Origin of the sequence: Rhodococcus sp. IEGM 1406, assembly GCF_030056745.1 — a bacterium.
Taxonomy (GTDB): domain Bacteria; phylum Actinomycetota; class Actinomycetes; order Mycobacteriales; family Mycobacteriaceae; genus Rhodococcus_F; species Rhodococcus_F erythropolis.
Genome location: NZ_JASHKO010000001.1, coordinates 65,946 through 85,030 on the forward strand (window position 1 = coordinate 65,946; position 19,085 = coordinate 85,030).

The 19,085-nt window shown below is 62.4% G+C and carries 15 protein-coding genes; 10 read left to right on the forward strand and 5 right to left on the reverse strand.

Going from position 1 to position 19,085, the window contains the following annotated elements; genetic code table 11:
- Positions 1-78 precede the first annotated feature (78 nt).
- From QM596_RS00300 to QM596_RS00345, 10 genes are all read left to right on the forward strand, one after another.
- On the forward strand, positions 79-1,557 hold the full coding sequence (locus tag QM596_RS00300; protein ID WP_020971405.1) for an amidase: 1,479 nt from the start codon (positions 79-81) through the stop codon (positions 1,555-1,557).
- 41 nt (positions 1,558-1,598) lie between these two features.
- Positions 1,599-2,822, forward strand: a complete 1,224-nt coding sequence (locus QM596_RS00305) for an aminotransferase family protein (protein ID WP_283307760.1) — start codon at positions 1,599-1,601, stop codon at positions 2,820-2,822.
- Between the two features lie 292 nt (positions 2,823-3,114).
- Positions 3,115-4,554, forward strand: coding sequence for a uracil-xanthine permease family protein (locus QM596_RS00310; RefSeq protein WP_020909747.1), 1,440 nt, complete (start codon positions 3,115-3,117; stop codon positions 4,552-4,554).
- Between the two features lie 89 nt (positions 4,555-4,643).
- Positions 4,644-5,546, forward strand: a complete 903-nt coding sequence (locus QM596_RS00315; protein ID WP_019746091.1) for an FAD binding domain-containing protein — start codon at positions 4,644-4,646, stop codon at positions 5,544-5,546.
- Between the two features lie 2 nt (positions 5,547-5,548).
- Entirely contained in the window at positions 5,549-6,193 is a 645-nt protein-coding gene (locus QM596_RS00320; protein ID WP_029256750.1) for a (2Fe-2S)-binding protein, read from the forward strand.
- A complete protein-coding gene (gene cutA, locus QM596_RS00325) occupies positions 6,190-8,712 on the forward strand; it encodes an aerobic carbon-monoxide dehydrogenase large subunit (protein ID WP_060939376.1) in 2,523 nt (840 codons plus the stop codon). Before QM596_RS00320 ends, cutA begins: the two co-directional genes overlap by 4 nt.
- Entirely contained in the window at positions 8,709-9,380 is a 672-nt protein-coding gene (locus QM596_RS00330) for an SRPBCC family protein (RefSeq protein WP_019746088.1), read from the forward strand. Before cutA ends, QM596_RS00330 begins: the two co-directional genes overlap by 4 nt.
- A 281-nt stretch (positions 9,381-9,661) precedes the next feature.
- Positions 9,662-11,761 (forward strand): hydantoinase/oxoprolinase family protein, encoded by a 2,100-nt coding sequence (locus QM596_RS00335; RefSeq protein WP_283307761.1) that lies wholly within the window; start codon positions 9,662-9,664, stop codon positions 11,759-11,761.
- The gene (locus QM596_RS00340) at positions 11,761-13,701 is read left to right on the forward strand and encodes a hydantoinase B/oxoprolinase family protein (protein ID WP_134999329.1); all 1,941 of its coding nucleotides are present in this window, start codon (positions 11,761-11,763) and stop codon (positions 13,699-13,701) included. Before QM596_RS00335 ends, QM596_RS00340 begins: the two co-directional genes overlap by 1 nt.
- Positions 13,702-13,715: 14 nt before the next feature.
- On the forward strand, positions 13,716-14,549 hold the full coding sequence (locus tag QM596_RS00345) for an NmrA family NAD(P)-binding protein (RefSeq protein ID WP_283307762.1): 834 nt from the start codon (positions 13,716-13,718) through the stop codon (positions 14,547-14,549).
- A gap of 6 nt (positions 14,550-14,555) precedes the next feature.
- Here the strand turns inward: QM596_RS00345 and QM596_RS00350 are convergent, their stop codons facing one another.
- Genes QM596_RS00350 through QM596_RS00370 form a run of 5 tightly spaced genes read right to left on the reverse strand, consistent with a single transcriptional unit; the run spans position 14,556 to position 18,979 of the window.
- A complete protein-coding gene (locus tag QM596_RS00350) occupies positions 14,556-15,566 on the reverse strand; it encodes a YdcF family protein (RefSeq protein ID WP_019746084.1) in 1,011 nt (336 codons plus the stop codon).
- A gap of 9 nt (positions 15,567-15,575) precedes the next feature.
- On the reverse strand, positions 15,576-16,397 hold the full coding sequence (locus tag QM596_RS00355; protein ID WP_283307764.1) for an ABC transporter ATP-binding protein: 822 nt from the start codon (positions 16,395-16,397) through the stop codon (positions 15,576-15,578).
- Positions 16,397-17,179, reverse strand: coding sequence for an ABC transporter permease (locus QM596_RS00360; protein WP_202022878.1), 783 nt, complete (start codon positions 17,177-17,179; stop codon positions 16,397-16,399). Before QM596_RS00360 ends, QM596_RS00355 begins: the two co-directional genes overlap by 1 nt.
- 2 nt (positions 17,180-17,181) lie before the next feature.
- Positions 17,182-17,964, reverse strand: coding sequence for an ABC transporter permease (locus QM596_RS00365; RefSeq protein WP_020971398.1), 783 nt, complete (start codon positions 17,962-17,964; stop codon positions 17,182-17,184).
- A gap of 10 nt (positions 17,965-17,974) precedes the next feature.
- Positions 17,975-18,979 (reverse strand): ABC transporter substrate-binding protein, encoded by a 1,005-nt coding sequence (locus QM596_RS00370; protein ID WP_020971397.1) that lies wholly within the window; start codon positions 18,977-18,979, stop codon positions 17,975-17,977.
- Positions 18,980-19,085: the final 106 nt, after the last annotated feature.

Here is a 19,085-nt window from a genome sequence, read left to right on the forward strand (position 1 = left end):
CGAATCAGTTGCCGGTGGCGGCGAATCCGACCGAGATTCTGCCGGCGCAACCCACTTCACTGCTTGAAAGGATTCACGATGGTTCATGCTGCTGACCCTGTCGACGAGAGCGTTTCCGGTGCGCCCGAGAATCGCGAGCTCGTCATGGCCGATGCGGTCACGCTCAGTGGTCTGATACGCAGGCGTGAAGTGTCGTGTGTCGAGGTGATGGACAGCTACCTCGACCAGATCGAAGTTCATAACCCGGCGGTGAACGCGATCGTCGCATTGCGGGATCGGGAAGCATTGACGGCGGAGGCGCGCGAGCGTGATTCGCAGTTGGCGAGTGGGCAGTATCTCGGTTGGATGCACGGGTTTCCGCATGCGGTGAAGGATCTTTCGGCAGCCAAGGGTCTGCCGTTCACGTCCGGGTCGCCGATGTTCGCGGATCGAATCGCCGAAGAGGACGACCTGTTCGTCAAGCGGATCAAGTCTGCCGGTGCCATCGTGATCGGCAAGACGAACACACCGGAGTTCGGGCTCGGATCCCAGACGTACAACCCGGTGTGGGGTACGACGGTGTCGCCGTACGACAATTCGCGCACTGCCGGCGGTAGCAGCGGAGGCGCAGCAGCGTCGTTGGCGCTTCGCATGCTGCCGGTGGCTGATGGAAGCGATTACATGGGTTCGCTCCGAAACCCGTCGGCGTTCAACAACGTTGTTGGGTTTCGACCTTCCTGGGGTCGGATACCGGAGACGGGATTCATCGCTCAGGGCGCTGTTGTGGGTCCGATGGGCCGAACCGTCACCGACGTGGCTCACCTGCTCTCCACGATGGCGGGACCGGATGCCTATGCACCGTTGGGGATTCGTGAGAATCCCGCTGTGTTCACCGAAAGCCTCGCACGGGATCTGAAGGGCTCTCGGATCGCATGGGTCGGTGACTGGAACGGCTACCTGGCAACCGAACCTGGAGTTCTCGAGTTGTGCGAATCCTCGTTCGAGGTCTTCGAACAGTTGGGGTGCCGCGTCGAGGCTGCGCTTCCTGACTTCAAACCCGAGGACATCTGGCAACTGTTCCTGCGATGGCGTTGGTGGGCGCAGCTCGGTTTGATCGATCAGTACAACGATCCGAGTTTGCGTGAGTTGATGAAGCCCGAACTGTTGTGGGAACTCGGGCATGCGGTCACCCTCTCGGCACTCGACGTGACCAAGGCTGCGGAGGCCCGCAACGGCTGGCTGTCGGCCATTACCAAGATGTTCGAAACCTACGACTACATTCTCGCGCCGAGTGCTCAGGTGTTTCCTTTCGACAAGAACACTCACTGGCCCGAGACCGTCGACGGGCGGTCGATGGACACGTATCACCGGTGGATGGAGACGGTTGTTCCCTGGACGATGGCCGGGGTTCCGGTTGCGGGGATGCCGGTCGGCTTCGACGATCGTTCGCTTCCCATGGGTATCCAGATCATCGGTCGGCACGGAGCCGACGTGGACGTACTCCAACTCGCCTACGCATTCGAGCAGGCAACCCAGTGGGTCGAGCGGGTTCTTCCTCCCGCACTCCGCGTGAACTGACCTAATCTATTTCGAACGTATCCAGTTGGGAGAGAACGACGATGGCTTCGGCATTGTGGCACGGGTTCGCGGACATGGGCGCTGTGGAGAAGAACGGCGCGTTTGTCGTCTCTCGCGGTGAGGGCGCGTACATCTGGGATTCCGAGGGCACTCGGTATCTGGATGCGACGGCGGGCCTGTGGTTCACCAATGTCGGGCACGGGCGCACGGAGATCGCGGATGCGGTGGCGGCTCAGTTGTCGAAGATCGCTCATTTCTCGAATTTCGGTGATTTTGTTCCCGAGACCACGCAGGTGTTGGCGGAGCGGTTGGCGACGATCGCGCCGGTTGCCGGGAGCAAGATCTTTTTCACTTCGGGTGGTTCGGATTCGGTGGACACTGCGGCGAAGCTCGCTCGCCGGTACTGGCATGAGGTGGGGCAGCCGGAGAAGGTGATCATCGTCGGTCGTCAGAAGGCGTACCACGGAATGCATGTTGCGGGAACAGCTCTGGCGGGTATTGCGGTGAACCGTGAGGGTTACGGCGAGTTGATGGCGGATGCGGCGACGGTCGGCTGGGATGATGCGAAGAGTCTGCTCGAGTTGATCGAGAGGATCGGTGCGAACAGGATCGCCGCGTTCTTCGCGGAGCCGATCATCGGTGCCGGTGGGGTGTATCTTCCGCCGGAGGGGTACCTGGCCGAGGTGCGCGACATCTGCCGCGAGCACGACATTTTGTTTGTCGTCGACGAGGTCGTGACCGGTTTCGGTCGTATCGGCGGCGAGTGGTTCGCGTCTACTCGTTTCGATTTGCAGCCCGACATGATGACCACGGCAAAGGGTTTGACGTCCGGTTACGTTCCGATGGGTGCGGTGTTCATCGCGCCGCGGGTGGCGGAGCCGTTCTATGCGGGTTCGTGGTGGCGTCATGGTTACACGTATGGCGGGCATGCCGGTGCTGCTGCGGCGGCGATGGCGAACCTCGACATTCTCGAGCGTGAGAATTTGCTTGGGGAGTCGAAGCGTCTGGAGGCGTCGTTGCATACGCATCTGCAGCCGTTGGCGGAGCATCCGCGGGTGGCGGAGGTTCGTAGTGGGCTCGGTGCGGTCGCTGCGGTGCAGTTGGCTGATCCGGCGGAGGCTTTGCCGTTCGTGAAGACGTTGCGTGAGCACGGTATTTCGGGTCGCGCGGCGGGTCAGGGTGCGATGCAGATTTCGCCGACGTTCGTCATGACCGACGATCAGGTCGCGGAGATGGCAGCAGGGATCCTCGCAGCCCTGGGCTAGGTACCTCGTTTTCCGTTGACAGACATCGTGTTACGGAATCATTAAGCCGAAGAAAATGTTTGGACCCTTCGCGGCGCGGTCCTCATTTCGGTCGAAACTGTCTCCAGCACTGACGATGACCCCTGCCCGCGTCATCTGCCACCATTGTTGCCAATCTCGGCGAGTGGGTTCTGGCAGATTGTCATCACGTCCAAATCTGATTGCTGCATTAGCGTTTCACTCCAGACACGGTGTTTGTGAGCTGGGGCACAAAGCATTTCGAACACCTTCCTCCTTCGCGAAAGGTCTCGTCATGCCGATCTGGACGTTGCACGGAGACGGAAAGAACATCGGACCCGGTGAAGTGGTCGCTCCCGGCGAGCGACTCAGTTGGGGAAGAACCATCGGGTTGGGTGGCCAGCATGTCGTGTCGATGTTCGGCGCGACGTTCGTCTTCCCGATCATCATGGGGCTCAATCCTCAACTTGCCGTGATGATGTCGGGCTTTTGTACGCTCTTTTTCCTCCTGGTGGTCAAAGGACGCGTCCCCAGTTACCTCGGTACGTCGGCGGCCTTCGTCGGCGGCGTTGCCGCTATTCGTGCTCAGGGTGGAACGACGGCGGAAGTGACCGGTGCGATTCTGGTGTCGGGGTTGGTTCTGGGATTCGTCGGCATCGCCATCCACTTTCTCGGCGGTGGCGTCATCAGTAAAGCGCTACCGCCGGTGGTCACCGGCGCTGTGGTGATGCTGATCGGTTTCAACCTGGCGCCCGTTGTCGCGGGGTTGTACTGGCCGCAGGACCAATGGGTGGCACTGATCGTGATGGTTGCCCTGATCGTGATGAGCGTTGCGCTACGCGGCTTCCTGGGACGTATCGCCATTCTCGTCGCGCTGGTTTTCGGCTACATCTTCTCGTGGGTCCTCGACCGGGTCTCCGGTCCGATCACGTCCGCCGGCGGTAGTGGAGCACCCACCGAGCACTTTCGTGTCAACTGGGATTCGGTGCACTCGGCGTCATGGTTCGGGTTGCCGCCGTTCTCGGACGAAGCCAACGGAATCGTCGGTATCCACGCTCCCTCGTTCAGCCTCACGTTCATCGTTCTGGTCCTTCCCGGTGTCATCGCACTGGTCGCGGAAAACGCCGGTCACGTCAAGGCCGTCGCCGAGATCACGGGCGACGATCTCGACCCGTACATCGGACGCGCAATTGCCGGTGACGGTTTTGCCACCGCCATCGCCAGCGCAGTAGGCGGCTCTCCCACGACGACACACGCCGAGAACATCGGTGTCATGGCGGCCACTCGGGTGTACTCGACCGCCGCGTACGTGATCGCGGGTGTCATCGCGATCCTGCTCGGCTTCTCCCCCAAGTTCGGGGCGGTCATGGCGGCGACTCCCGGCGGCGTTCTCGGCGGAATTCTTGTGGTTCTGTTCGGCATGATCGGTCTGCTCGGCGCCAAGATCTGGAAAGAGAACGGTGTCGACTTCGGGAATCCGCTGAATCTGATGCCGATCGCCGCCGGTCTGATCATCGGTATCGGCGACACGGCTCTGAAGTTCAGTGACACGTTCTCACTCGGAGGCATCGCGCTCGGCACCATCGTCTTGATCGTGATGTACCACTTCTGCCAGTTCGTCGGGTCCAGGAACCCCGAACTGAACAGGCCGGAGCCCGGCAGGCGACCGGGCTCCACGACGGGTCCGGATACGTCAGATGACGAACGGGAAGAGCCCGTGGCGCAGCTCACGTGATGCCAAGTTGAATGTATGCCAGGTATGACCCGTGACCGTTGTCACATCTGCACAAAACGTGAAGTGACTCATAGAGGCAGGATTGAGTAATGAAACCGTCGCCGCTGACTTATCACCGACCGTCCTCGGTCGAGGACGCGTGCCGAATCCTCTCCGAGGTCTCTCACGAGGGGAAGGTGCTCGCCGGTGGGCAATCGCTTGTGCCGCTGCTGTCCATGCGCCTCGCCGCGCCCGCCCACATCGTCGACATCGGATCGATCCCGAACCTCGCTTCGGTGACCTCGTCCGAAGACGAAGGAGTGCGGTTCCAGGCCCTGGCCACGCACTCGGTGCTGGCGGCCGACGAAGGTGCTCGTCGAGTTCAGCCTCTACTGAACCGTGCTCTGCAGTTGGTAGCGCACCCCACGATCCGTAACCGCGGGACGAGCGTCGGTTCCATCGTCCATGCCGACCCGTCGGCGGAGATGCCGGCAGTCCTGACACTGCTCGGCGGCAGCGTGACCGTCCAGTCGGTGCGTGGCACCCGCGAGATCGCGTCGACGGATCTCTTTGCCGGTCCTCTCGAGTCGAGCCTGGAATCGGACGAGATCGCGGTGTCGGTGTCGGTGCCCGGCGCCGAACCCGGAGTGGGGACCGCCATCGACGAGATCGCGCGTCGTCACGGTGACTATGCACTGGTCGGCGTCGTCGCCCGGATTCGCGTGGTCGACGGTCTGGTGGCCGAAGCGCACATGACGTACGTGTCCGCCGGAGAGCTGGGGCAGGTCGTGGACTACACGGACGTGCTGGCGGGGGCGTCCGCGACGGATCAGCGAGACCCGCGATGGCGCACTCTCGGAGAATGCGCCCGCGCGCAGATAGATACCGAGGCAGACATTCACGGGACGGCGGCGTACCGCTCGCAGTTGGTGTCCGCGCTCACGGCGCGGGTCGGCTTCGCGGCGGCAACGGATGCTCTCAGTGAGAACGCAGTACTGGCAGGAAAGTGGTGACAATGTCCAAAAACGATCGCTCCATCGATGATCAACTTGCCGAGTTGGCAGCAGACACCGGTGAGCACCATGTGGCCGTGACGTTCACGCTCAACGAGGTGACGAGCACCGTCGTTCTTCCCTCCCGCACCTTGGCTTCGGATGCCATTCGTCACCACCTCCGTAAGACGGGCACGCACGTCGGTTGTGAACACGGCGTGTGTGGTGCGTGCACCGTGCTGCTCGACGGAAAGCCGGTTCGGTCCTGCCTCGTCCTCGCTGCCAGCCTCGAAGGTCGATCGATCACGACCGTCGAAGGCCTCGTTGAGCCGGACGGTACTTTGCATCCGGTTCAGCAGGCGTTCAAGGATTGTCACGGTCTGCAGTGCGGATTCTGCACACCGGGATTCGTGACGACCATCGCGGCGTTTCTCGAGGAGAACCCCAATCCCACACGTGAGGAAGCAACCGACGCGATCGCGGGAAACCTCTGCCGTTGTACGGGATACCAGAACATCAGGGCGTCGGTTCTGCGCGCAGCCGAGATCAAGCGTGAACGGGCCGGGCAGTTCCCGCTCGGAATCGACGACGCGTCCACTCGGGAGGCGTTGGATCGCAAGGTGCGGGGAACGACGAATCCCGTCGGAGGACGGGCGGGTAAGGCATGAGTACTCCGGTCAAACCAGCAAAGCGCAACGGGGCGAAGCACCCGGCTTCCGATCATTCGACGGCCGATCATTCGGTTGCCGACGACGGCAAGTTCTTCGGTAAACCGATTCCGCGCGAGGAAGATACGCGTCTGCTCAGCGGTCAGGGGCGATACCTCGACGATCTGGGCCACAACGCGCTGATCGCGGCATTCGTCAGGTCGCCGCACGCTCATGCGCGAATCATCGACATCGACATCGACCAGGCGCTGGAAGTGCCTGGTGTGCATGCCATCTACACCTACGAAGATCTCCTGGCCGACACGCCGGAAATGGCGGAGAACCTGCCACTGCTCATTCCGCATCCGGGAATCATCGCTCCGCGCAACGGGTATCCCCTCGCGAAGGACGAGGTGAAGCATGTCGGCGAAGCCATCGCCATGGTGGTCGCCGACAACCGGTACATCGCCGAGGACGCTTGCGCGAAGATCGACGTCACCTACGAGGCGCTGAAGCCTGTAGTGGGGATCGACGTCGCTCGCACCGCCGCCAACGCCGTCCACGCCGACGTTCCGGACAACGTCGCCGCTCACCTGCAGCACGGGTTCGGAGATCTGGATGCCGAACTGGCCGCCGCGCCGCACCGACTGACGCTGGATCTCGAAATCGAGCGTTCGGCTTCCATGCCGATGGAGGGCAAGGGTGTCTACGCGCGCTGGGACGGCGACGAGAACACCCTCACGTTCTGGACCTCCACCCAGACCTCCACGTCCGCCCGCGCCGCAATCGCCGCGCGATTGGGGATGGCGCTGAACAAGGTTCACTGCATCGCTCCTGACGTCGGCGGTGGATTCGGCGTCAAGATCGTTCACCCGTGGCCCGAAGAAGTGATGATCACGTGGGCCGCTCGACGCCTCGGCCAGGCCGGCATCTCCTGTGAGGTGAAGTGGGTCGAGGATCGCCGTGAGCACTTCATCTCGAGCGCGCACGAGCGTGGGCAGATCCAGAAGGTCGACATCGGATTCGACGACGAGGGTCGTCTGTTGGCGTTCGACTTCACGTTCTGGCACGACAACGGTGCCTACCTGCCGTACGGGATCATCGTCATGATCAACACCGCGACGCAGGTTCTCGGGCCGTACAAGCCGAAGTCGTTCCGGGTCAACGCCTATTCGCTGTACACCAACACGGTCATAGTGACCCCGTACCGCGGCGCCGGACGTCCGCAGGCCGTGTTCGCTATGGAGCGATCCATGGACGCCATCGCCAAGTACCTGAACAAGGACAAGATCGCGGTGCGGGAGGCGAACTTCATTCGCCCCGAGGACATGCCGTACGACTTCGGCCTGATGTTCCAGGACGGACGCCCGTTGATCTACGACACGGGCGACTACCAGGCAGGCATCGACAAGCTCAAGAAGCTCATCGACTGGGACGGATTTCCCGAGTACCAGAGGAAGGCTCGCGCCGAAGGGCGGTCGGTCGGCATCGGTATCGGTGCGTACGTCGAGGGAACCGGCCCGGGGCCTTACGAGGGTGCACACGTCGTGGTCGAGACGTCCGGAAAGGTCAAGGCGGCAACAGGCTTGACGACGCAAGGCCAAGGACATCAGACCGCCTTCGCCCAGATCGTCGCGGACGATCTCGGAGTCAAGGTCTCCGACGTCGAGATCGTCACGGGTGATACCCGCCGGTTCGGTTATGCCGTCGGCACTTTCGCCTCGCGTGGTGCGGTCATGTCGGGTTCGGCCTTCCATGTCGCGGCGCAGATGGTCGCGGAGAAGGCGAAGAAGATCGCCTCCGGAATCTTGGATCTGCCGGAAACCGAACTGGAACTCCGGGAAGGCCACGTGTGCAAGATCGGCACCGAAGCCGGTGTGGAAGGTACGTCCGTACCGCTGAGTGTTGTTGCCGTGCTGTCGAACCCGCTACGATATGCGTTCGACCGTGAGTCGAAGCTGGCCACCGGTTTCGCCAAGACCGACACGGACATGTCGAAGCCGCCGATTCCCGAGGGTGAGCAGCCCGGTCTGGAAGCAACAGGCTACTACTCGCCGCCCAGTTCCACCTTCGCTTCGGGAGTGCACGCGGCGATCGTCGAAACTGATCCCGTGACAGCCGAGATCACGGTCCGTCGTTACGTTGTCATCCACGACTGCGGGAACGTGATCAACCCCCGCATCGTAGAAGGCCAGGTCATGGGCGCAGTTGCGCAAGGTATCGGCGGCGCACTCTACGAGCGGATCGTCTACGACGAGCACGGGCAGATGCTCAACGCGTCGTACATGGACTTCTTGATGCCGTTCGTCACCGAGATGCCGGATTCGCTCGAGATGGATCACACCGTCACGCCGTCAGGGCTCAACCCACTCGGAATGAAGGGTGCCGGTGAGGCCGGTGTGATCCCCACCAGCGCCGTCATCGCGGCCGCCATCGAGGACGCCGAAGGAATCTCGATCACGTCCATGCCCATTTCACCGTCCGAACTGTTCGAACTTCGACTCGCACATGCGGGTTCGTCATCAGAGGAGAATTCATGAGAATCGCCGGCACCGCGCAGTTGACGGCACCTCGCGAAGAGGTCTACGACAAGCTCCAGGACGGTCGTGTACTGGCCGCGACCATTCCCGGTGTGCAGTCGCTCGAGCAGCTCACAGACAATCATTACAAGCTCTCCATCATGGCCGGAGTTGCGTCGATCAAGGGCGTCTACGACGGCGAGGTTGTTCTGTCGCAACAGAATCGGCCCAATTCGTTTGTCATGACGGCTTCGGGGGCTGGTGCTCCCGGCACGGTGAAGGCGGACGTCACGGTCACCTTGACGGAGAACGAGGGTGGCACGCTGCTTTCGTATGACGCCGATGCCGTGGTCGGCGGGATGGTCGGCGGCGTCGGGCAGCGCATGATCACCGGTGTAGCCAAGAAGATGGCCGGGGTGTTCTTCAAGAGCATCGACGGCGTCATTGCCAACGGCATCCCCGAGAAGGTCACTGCCGCCGTGGCGGCGGCAATACCGGCAGTGGCGGTCGAAGGCGCGCCGGTGGTTTCCGGAGCTGTTGCGGCACCGGCGGTTCTTCCGGTCGCTGCACCGACAGCGGGTGGCACAGATGCTCGCACGGTGATGGTCAGCGCCGTCGTCGGCGCAGCCATTGCTTTGTCAGGTGTTGCTATAGGCGGATTCCTGGCGCGTTCTGGTTGTCGCGAGTAGTTCACTCAGGTGTCAACAGCTGATTCACGATGAGGGAAACGCCCCGAACCGACCAGGTTCGGGGCGTTTTTCACGTCCGCGTAACCCACGGGGGCGCCGGCGAAGATCCGCTCGTGATCGTGCGCCGAACCTTGGCCCCCCGATTCGGCGAATTGTGACAAAGAATCCGCCCTTCCGAACCTGTGGAATAGCACTACACGTCAGGTACGAGCCACTCACCGGCTAGGCCGCAACCGTCGATCGGTACCAGACGAGACGAGCCAAAGATCTCAGGAGGAAGCGTGGAACCCAGGAAGATTCGGGTCGGTATCGATACCGGCGGAACGTTCACCGACATCGTGGCAGTGGACGACGAAACCGGCGCCATCGTCACCACCAAGACCCCGTCCACCCCGGCGGATCCCGCCGAGGGCTTTCTCGCCGGTATCGAGAAAGTGCTCGCCAAGCTCGGCGAGAGCGGCGACTCGATCGGTGCGGTCAGCCACGGCACGACCGTTGCGACCAACAAGCTGCTCGAAGGCAAGGTCGAGAACCTCGGCTTCATCACCACCGAAGGCTACGAGCACGTTCTCGAAATCGCTCGTCAGTCGGTGCCGGACGGCTACGGCAACTCGTACTTCTGGGTCAAGCCCGAACGCATCGTTCCCGCCGATCGTGTACGCACCGTCGGTGGACGGCTTTCCTTCGACGGCAGCGAGATTCGTCCGCTCGACGAAGAGAGCGTTCGCAGCGCAGCGCAGTTCTTCAAGGACCGCGGCATCCGGACCATCGGCGTCTGCCTCATGCACTCGTACGCCGATCCGACGCACGAGGAGCGCGTTCGCGACATCCTCTTCGAGGTCTTCCCCGATGCGACGGTGAGCATCTCGAGCCAGGTGCTTCGTGAGTACCGCGAATACGAGCGGTCCATCACCACTCTCGTCGACGCCGCGGTCAAGCCGAACATCCGAAACTACGTGAACAACATCGCGAATCGTCTGCGTGAGTTCTCGACCACCGACGGCGAACCCCGCGACATACCGTTCTACGTCATGAAGTCCAACGGCGGTGTCCTGTCAGCCAAAGAGGTTGTTCACCAGCCTATTACGACAGTCCTGTCGGGACCGGCTGCCGGAGCTCTCGGTGCTGCGCTGATCGCCGATGCGGCCGGCGTCGAGCAGGTGCTGACCTGTGACGGCGGCGGAACATCGACGGACGTCACCGTCGTGGTTCGCGGCGAGCCCGCGCTGACCACCGAAGGGCGAGTAGGCAACTACCCCTCGAAGATCCCGATGATCGACGTCGTGACCGTCGGTGCCGGCGGTGGCTCGATCGCGTGGATGACGCCGGAACGCACCCTCCGAGTCGGCCCTCAGTCGGCGGGCGCCGATCCCGGACCGTTGTGCTACGGCAAGGGCGGCAGCGAACCGACCATCACCGACGCGCACGTCCTGCTCGGCCGCATCCCGCCCCATCTGCTCGGCGGCGAAATTCCCCTCGACACAGAACTGGCACGCAAGGGCCTCGAAGAGCTTGCAACACAGCTCAGTCTGGGCCTCGAGGAGTGTGCGGTCGGTGTCCTCGAGGTTTCGGCGTGGAACCAGGCCAATGCCCTGCGTCAGATCACGGTCAAGCGTGGCCTCGACGTTCGCGACTTCACCCTCGTGACGTTCGGCGGCTCCGGCTCCCTGCTCGCCTGCCGTCTCGTCGACATCCTGGGTCTGAAAGACGTTCTTGTCCCGCTCAATCCGGGTAACGTCTCCGCGTTCGGTCTGCTGACGGTCGATGTCCGCAACGACTACGTCCAGACGCATGTCAGTCGTCACGACCGGTTGAAGGCTGAAGACCTGCAGAGCCAGTTCGACGCGTTGGCCGGCGAAGCCGAGATCGCGCTCGCCGAAGAGGGTTTCGACGAGACGCAGCGCAAATACTCCCGTACTGCGGATCTGCGTTATCTCGGTCAGGCCTTCGAGGTACGCGTCCCGGTGGCGGAAGGTACCGTCACGGCGCAGATCATGGACGACGCGGCCGAGGCGTTCCATCAGGCGCACCGCGAACTGTACGGCTACGACTTCCGGGGAGACCCGTCGCAGCACGTGGAGTGGGTCAACCTGCGCGTGAGCGGCATCGGCCCGATCAAGCGTCCGACGCTCAAAGAGATCCCCGCCGGCACTGGCGCCGACAACGCCCGAACCGGTTCGCGGCAATCGTATTTCGACAGCTGGGTCGAAACTGCTACCTACGACCGCACGCTGCTCGGTGCGGGTGACGTCATCGAAGGACCGGCCGTGATCGAGGAGTTCAGCTCGACTGTCCCGATCCACCCCGGATTCTCGGCACGTATCGACACCTTCGGGAACATTCGTATCTCGAAGTCTTCCGACTCGAACGGAGTGAAGTGATGACCGCCATTCTCGATGCTGCTGCTGCCACCGCGGCCAAGCCGTACCGACTCACCGCTACCGACGGCGCGTCACCTGATCCGATTCTGGTCGAGATCGTCGCCGGTTACCTCGCCAGCGTGGAAATGGAGGTCGAGACCTCCATTTCGCGCACCTCGCGTTCGCCGATGATCCGTGACGCTCACGATTTCCGCGCCGGTATTCACGACCGGAACCTCCGCAAGCTCACGGGCCGTTCGTATTCCGCGCTGGTTCATCCGATCGCCCGGGACTTCCCACTCGAGACGATGAAGCCGGGAGACGTGTACTTCCACAACGACGTCTACCTGTCCGAAGGTGGCATCGGCCATCTCCCCGACCTCTGCGTCACGGTGCCTGTCTTCGCCCGCGTCACTCCCGATGCCGAGCCGAAGGTTGTTGCGTTCGTTCAGGCATTCGGTCACCACGACGACATCGGCGGTTGCTGCCCCGGCTCCATGCCGTCCGGCGCCACCACGGTGTACGAAGAGGGACTGATGGTTCCGCCGATCAAACTGTGGGACCAGGGAGTTCCCAACGAGGCGGCGCTGCGCATCATGACGCGTAACTCCCGCATGCCGGACGCTCTCGCAGCTGACCTCGACGCCGAGTGCTCGGCGTGCCTGATGGGTGCGCGTCGACTCACCGAATTGTTCGAGCGCTACGGCGTCGACACCGTCGAGTCGTGCTTCGACGCGATGATGGACGCGACCACCGAGACGTACCGCCGCGAGATCCTGAGCAAGATCCCGGTCGGTGAGTACACGTGGGAGGACTACGCCGAGCACGACGGCGTCGACGAGCCGATGCTCCACATCCAGCGCATCACGCTCACGAAGACGCGGCCGGAGGACGAGGGCGGCGAGCGACTCATCCTGGACTTCAACGGAACCGGACCGCAGGCAAAGGGCCCGATCAACCACTGCGGTGACTACGCGGACGGAAACTTCCTCATCAAGTGGTTGGCCCCGATTCTGCGTAACCTCGCGGACACCCCCGAGCGCATGGCCGAACTGGATGTCAACGAGGGCGTCGTACCGCTGATCGAGATGAAGTTCCCCGAAAAGGGAACATTGATCACCCCGATCTTCCCTGCCCCCACCAATGCTCGCACCTTTGTCATCCTCCGTCTGCTCGGAGTGCTGGCCGGCGTCGTCGCCAAGGCTGTGGACGGCAACATGCCCGCCGACCAGGAGACCATCAGGTACACCGGTGTTTACGGTGAAGACTTCGAGGGTCACTCGTACCTCATGCGTGAGGTGCTCGGCGGCGGTTCGGGCGGACGCTATTACGCCGACGGTGAGGACACGATTCACGTCGTTCCCGATTCACGGAACCTGCCGACCGAATTCACCGAGAGCCGTTTCCCCTTCATCGTCGAGAAGCTCGGTCTGGCCATGGATTCCGGCGGAGCCGGACGCTACCGCGGCGGCCTGGGATACGAGAAGCACATCCGGATGCTCAAGGATGCGCACTTCATGTCCATTGCGGATCGTTCGATCCTCGCCTGCTGGGGAGTCAAGGGCGGCAAGGCCGGTCGGCCGTTCTCGGTGGTGCTGGATCCGGGTGGACCGAACGAGCGTGAGTTCGACGCTCTGACCGATGCCGAGCCGATCAAGGCCGGCGAGGTCGTACGGATTCGCACCACCGGTGGTGGCGGTTGGGGAGATCCACTGGAGCGCCCGATCGAAGAGGTCTTGCGAGACATTCAGTGGCGCAAGGTTTCCGTCGAGGGTGCACGCGACGACTACGGTGTTGTCGTGATCGAGGGTGACGAGCCGTCGGTCGACGAGGGTGCTACCACGGAGCTACGGGATCAGTTGCGCTCGGAGCGCGGTGAGAACGAACCCTTCTTCGATCGGGGTCCGGGCTACGCGCAGCTTTCCGGTGGCGCCACCTCAGCGGTCTACGACTACGTCTAGGACGGAAAACTCTCATGGAGAACGGAATTGCTCGCGGCGCCGACATCGCGGTGATCGGCGCCGCGGGTAAGACCGGTGAGGCAGTCGTCGCTGCACTGCCGCCGAGCGTGACAGCTCGGCGACTGGTGCGAAAGGCGCGTGTCGACGGGGACTTCGAGGTAGAACTCGAAACGGGAAGAGGGCTGCGCAAGGCGCTCGCCGGGTGCCGAGGGGTTTACTTCATTGCCCCGAACGTCCATCCCGACGAGCCGGCACTGCTTCGCAATGCGCTGACGGCAGCGGCTTCGGCGGGGGTGGAACACTTTGTCTATCACTCCGTGGCGTGGCCGTTCAGCCCGTCAATGCCGCATCACCTGGACAAAGCCAGGTGTGAGGACGAACTGCATCGTTCGCCCTTGAAATGGACCGTGCTGCAACCATGTGCATACGCGCAGAATTTCGAAGCAGTACTCACGGGTCGGTCAGAGACCATCGTCGTGCCGTACAGCGCGGACACGAGGTTCTCGTTCGTGAGTTTGGCGGACGTGGCAGCTGTTGCCGCGGTCGTCCTGAGCGAGGGCCCGAGCGAGCATCACGGAGCGACGTACGAGGTGGGGGGCCCTGAAGCTCTGAGCGTCATGGAGGTGGCACAGATGGTGGAGAAGCAGACGTCACGTACCGTCGCGATAGAACAGATCAGCGTGGATCAATGGCGTGAACAGATCGGCAGCGGCCTGGACGTCAACGCCAGCTCACGATTGGCGGCGATGTTCGAGTTCTACAACCACCACGACTTCCTTGCGGGCAGTGCTGCCGTGGAACTGCTTCTGGGTCGCCGACCGATGGGCGTCGAGAGCCTGATTCGGTGATGCTTGCTACGCAATGCCTCCTGCCGCCCAGACAACCAGTGGGGGCAGGGCGGCGAGGATCAGGCAGACCGTTCCGTTGAGCCACTTGTGTTCCACCGTGACGGCGGCGAACTCGCGCAGAATAGCGCTCGGCAGGTAGTACCGGGCGGTGTGGGAACCGATGACTTCTGCATCCAGATCGAGGCTTCGGGCAAACGTTGCGGTTCGGAGTATGTGGAAGTTGCTGGTGACCAGAACCATTCGAGGCTTCGTGGTGTCGGCGCGGAGAAGGTCCCTGGTGTACTCGAGATTCTCGAGCGTGGTGGTCGAACGGTCCTCTAGCATCACGTTCTCGCGCGGGATCCCGTGATCGACGAGGTAGACGCACATTGCCTCAGCCTCGCTGACCACCTCGTCCGATCCCTTCCCGCCGCTGACGACCAACAGCGGGGAACGTCCTTCGCGGACCTCGGCGCGGAAGACGTCCGCGGCCTTGTCCAGACGGCTGGCCAGCAGGGGCGTCACGTCGGCACCCGAAAGCCCGGCGCCGTGCACCACTATCGCGTCCATCCCGGGCTGGTACTTCTGGCGTCCGTACACGTAGGAGTAGAGCAGAAAGCTCGTGAACAGAAACCCCAGGTACGACGCGACCAGGCTGAACGATCCGAGAACGACTGCGAGCCAATATCTCTGCGTCAGCAACGCTGATGCGAGCAGAACGTAGGGAACGAGCAGTCCGAGTCCGGCGACGAGGGAGAGCAGGTTCGCCACGCTGAATCCCTCGCGCCGCAGCATCGTGACCCCGTTGACGATCAGGAATCCTGCAAGCAGGAGCACCAGCAACGGCGAGAGCAGAGCGATCGTCGCGATGACGAACGACGGGATCTCGGTCCCCGGTGCACCCGACTGCAGCATCCACAGACCGGTGAAGATCACTCCGAGAAGTAGATAGACGCCGTTGCTCAGCCTCCGCCGATCCTGCCTGAACCGGTAGCCGCAGAATCCGAGCAGCGCGAGGCCGATGAGGAGAAGGATCACGGAGCCAGACTAGGCGAGGTGTCCACTCACGGGCGCCACCGTTTTGGACTGCTGGATCGCGGACAGCACCCTGGTACGGCACTCGATGAACAGTGGGTCCGCCTTGGTGGTCAGCTGATCTCGAGCTCCGGTCAACGGGACGTCGACGATGTCCTGCATCAATGCCGGCGTTCCGCCGAGTACGACCACTCGATCGGACAGGTACACCGATTCGTCGACGTCGTGGGTGACCAGGAGGACGGTGATACCAAGATCACGTTGAAGCGTCAGCAGCAGGTCTTCGAGTTCCGCGCGGGTCTGCGCATCGACCGACGCGAAGGGTTCGTCCATGAGGAGTACCTGCGGCCGATAGGCGAGAGCGCGAGCTATCGCTACTCTCTGCTGCATTCCGCCGGACAACTGCCAGGGGTAGGAACGCGCAGCACCGCCTAGACCGACAACGGCGAGTGCATCGGTAACCCTCTCGTTCTGAACCTTCCGCGCCAGACTGTTGCCCCGCAGCGGCAGGCGAACGTTCTCGCCCACTCGAAGCCACGGCATCAGTGTGCGTCCGTAGTCCTGTGACACGAGAGCCAGAGTGGCCGGCGGTGCATCGATCGCGATCCCGGCGATGCGGACGTCACCGGTGGTCGGCTTCTGCAGACCGGCGATGCAACGAATCAGCGTGCTTTTGCCGATGCCGGAATGGCCGACGATGCAGACGATTTCTCCCGGTGCGACCGTAAGGTCGATCCCGCGGAGCACTTCGCGGCCGGTGGGGCCGCCGTAGGTCACCCCGAGGCCGCTCAGTTCGACTGCGGGTATCGATGCCGCAGATTCTGTGGATGACATCAGTTTCCTTTCACTGCGAGAGCGTCGTGGGTCCGCGGCTGCCATCTGAGCAACCATCGTTCGATCACGCCGTATCCGAGGTTGAGCACGTATCCGATGATTCCCAGCAGGAGAATTCCGGACCACATGTCCGCGATGGCGAATGTCTGTTGCGCGACGATCACGAAGTGACCGATTCCTGCAGTGGAGACATACATTTCGCTGCCGACCATGATGACGACACCGATCGCGAGACTGGTACGGATGCCGACTGTTATCTGCGGCATCGCTCCGGGGAGGAGTACCTGCGTCACCAGGAGGGGTGTACGGATCCGGTAGCTGCGCGCCACCAATCGGATACTCGGGTCGATGGAGCGAATGCCGTCGAGGGTGTTGAGGAGTATCGGCCAGACCGCGCCGAAGGCGATGGCGGCAACGTTACCCGTCGAACCGGTTCCGAAAACGATGAAGAGGGCGGGCAATACGGCCAGCGCCGGAATGGCGCGGAAGAACTGGAGAAACGGATCGGCAATATCGGCAGCCAGCGGGAACAGGGCCAGCAGGAGACCGGCGCCGATGCCGACCACCAGTGCCACGGCGAGACCGAAGGCAAGGTTGGTCAAGCTCGGTACGACGTCGTGGGCGAATCCCGGACCGAACCAGTTGTCCACAAACGCTTTCCAGATACGCGACAGTGGCGGAAAGTAGGGTGACTTGCTCGACTCCGAACCGAAGTACCATACGACGACGATCAAGATCGGCAGCCACAACTCCCACGCGAGGAGTCGAAGTCCTGACATCATCTTCACGTCGTCATCCTCCTCGGGATGTAATGCCAAGCAAGTAAACGATTCTCGATCGCCATCACGGCGAAGGCGAGCAGCATTCCGAGTAGTCCGGCGACGATGATCAGTGCGAACATTCGATCGGGGACGGATTGGCTCAGCAGGATCTCCTTACCGAGTCCCGGCACGCCCGCGATCAATTCTGCACCGATGGTCAGCAGCAAGCTCAGTGTTGCCGAGATGCGAATCCCGGTGAAGATGTAGGGCATCGACGCCGGTGCGACGACGAGAGCGAGTCTGCGCCACAGCGGAAGTCGGAAGGAGCGTGCGGTCGCCAGCAGTTCCGGGTCGACGTTGCGCACACCGTGAATCGTCTGGAGCAGAATCGGCCACACACTTACTGCCACGATCAGCGCCACCGCCATCCGTTGCGTCGGGCCCATGATCAGCAGAAAGAGCGGAATGATTGCGAGCGGCGGAACGGTTCGGCAGAAGTCGATGACGAAACGGGAGGAGACCGTCAGGAACGGGTGCGCGGCGAGCAGCAGTCCTGCCGGGATCCCGATGACCAGGCACAGCGCCAATCCGATCGCTGTGGTGGTCACCGTTTGTCCCAGTGATGTCCACAACGAGGATGTGCCGAGTTCGTTCACAAGGGCCACTGCCACGTCGCTGAACTTCGGAATACCTTTGACGTCCTCGTCGCCGAGCATTCCGAAGATCTGCCAGGCGGCTGCCAACGCGAAGAGCGTCAGCAGCCGACCGAGCAGAACCTGCCTGCGGCGAGTCTGCAGGGTTGTCAAGGCGGACAACTCAGTTGGCCGGGGTCAGCAAGGAATCGGCCTCGACCGAATCCGTCAGTACCCCGTACTTGACCAGCAGTTCGATCTCCGTGCCGAGAGCACCCGGTTCCACTACTGCGACGAACTGAGGATTCTTGCTGCTGGCCAGCATTTCGAGCGGAATCTTGGCTTGTGTCGAGAGTGCAGCCTTGACGGCGCCCGGATTCTGATTGGCGTAGTCGACGGATTTGGCAAGCGCCGTGCGGAATTTGGCGAGTGAGTCCGGGTTCGCGTCGACAAACGATTCCGAAGCGACCAGCGAGGTCCCTGGCACACCGGGCGCGGCCAAGGGGAAGGGGTGGCCGAGGATCTTCAGCCCCGAGTCGGTTGCTTTGCTCAGGAACGGATCGATGAGGAATGCCGCATCGGCTCCGCCAGTGGAAACAAGGTCGCCGAGGTTGGGCATGGGCGCCTGAATGAACGAGATCTTGTCCGCTGCTCCACCGGACTTCTCCACCGCAGCAGAGATGACTGCCTCGCTGACGGACTTCAATCCGCTGATCGCAACGGTTTTGCCTTCGAGGTCACGGAAGCCGCTGATGGAACTGTCTTTGGCGACGACGAGGCCGGACTGGTCGACGCCGTCACTCGCGGCAAAATTCGTGAGTCCTCCGACGATGGTGACGGGCATGTTCTGGCTGCGTGCCTGAATTGCGGCGGCGGCGGTCGTGGCTGCCATATCTGCATTTCCGCTGAGCAGCAACGGAATTTGAGCCGAGGAACTAGCACCGCCCTCGACGAGTTGGATGTCGAGTCCTTCGTCGGTGAAGTATCCCTGCTCCATTCCGAGCCAGATCGGTGCGAAGTCTGCGATCGGCTGAGGTGCGATTCGAATCGTGGTGGTCTGGGTGCCCCCGTCGTCGGAGGCCGTGGCGTCGCTCGAGCAGCCGGTCAGTGCCAATGCTGCGGTCGCGACCGCAGCTAGGGCAACAACTCTGAACCGTGGTGTCGACCGAAGGGTATGTCCAACCGTCATGTCCGAAAGCCTCTCGCTGGGAAAGATATGACTTCCTTGCCGGTAATCCGGTGGGAAGGTGAAGACGCTCAAAGAATTCCGTACGCCGGAACGATTGTTGTGACTA

Excerpts from the sequence above, each read along its gene's own strand:
- QM596_RS00300 (WP_020971405.1), top strand. The coding sequence starts at position 79 with ATGGTTCATGCTGCTGACCCTGTCGACGAGAGCGTTTCCGGTGCGCCC.
- QM596_RS00305 (WP_283307760.1), top strand. The coding sequence starts at position 1,599 with ATGGCTTCGGCATTGTGGCACGGGTTCGCGGACATGGGCGCTGTGGAG.
- QM596_RS00310 (WP_020909747.1), top strand. The coding sequence starts at position 3,115 with ATGCCGATCTGGACGTTGCACGGAGACGGAAAGAACATCGGACCCGGT.
- QM596_RS00315 (WP_019746091.1), top strand. The coding sequence starts at position 4,644 with ATGAAACCGTCGCCGCTGACTTATCACCGACCGTCCTCGGTCGAGGAC.
- QM596_RS00320 (WP_029256750.1), top strand. The coding sequence starts at position 5,549 with ATGTCCAAAAACGATCGCTCCATCGATGATCAACTTGCCGAGTTGGCA.
- cutA (WP_060939376.1), top strand. The coding sequence starts at position 6,190 with ATGAGTACTCCGGTCAAACCAGCAAAGCGCAACGGGGCGAAGCACCCG.
- QM596_RS00330 (WP_019746088.1), top strand. The coding sequence starts at position 8,709 with ATGAGAATCGCCGGCACCGCGCAGTTGACGGCACCTCGCGAAGAGGTC.
- QM596_RS00340 (WP_134999329.1), top strand. The coding sequence starts at position 11,761 with ATGACCGCCATTCTCGATGCTGCTGCTGCCACCGCGGCCAAGCCGTAC.
- QM596_RS00345 (WP_283307762.1), top strand. The coding sequence starts at position 13,716 with ATGGAGAACGGAATTGCTCGCGGCGCCGACATCGCGGTGATCGGCGCC.
- QM596_RS00355 (WP_283307764.1), bottom strand. The coding sequence starts at position 16,397 with ATGTCATCCACAGAATCTGCGGCATCGATACCCGCAGTCGAACTGAGC.
- QM596_RS00360 (WP_202022878.1), bottom strand. The coding sequence starts at position 17,179 with ATGATGTCAGGACTTCGACTCCTCGCGTGGGAGTTGTGGCTGCCGATC.
- QM596_RS00370 (WP_020971397.1), bottom strand. The coding sequence starts at position 18,979 with ATGACGGTTGGACATACCCTTCGGTCGACACCACGGTTCAGAGTTGTT.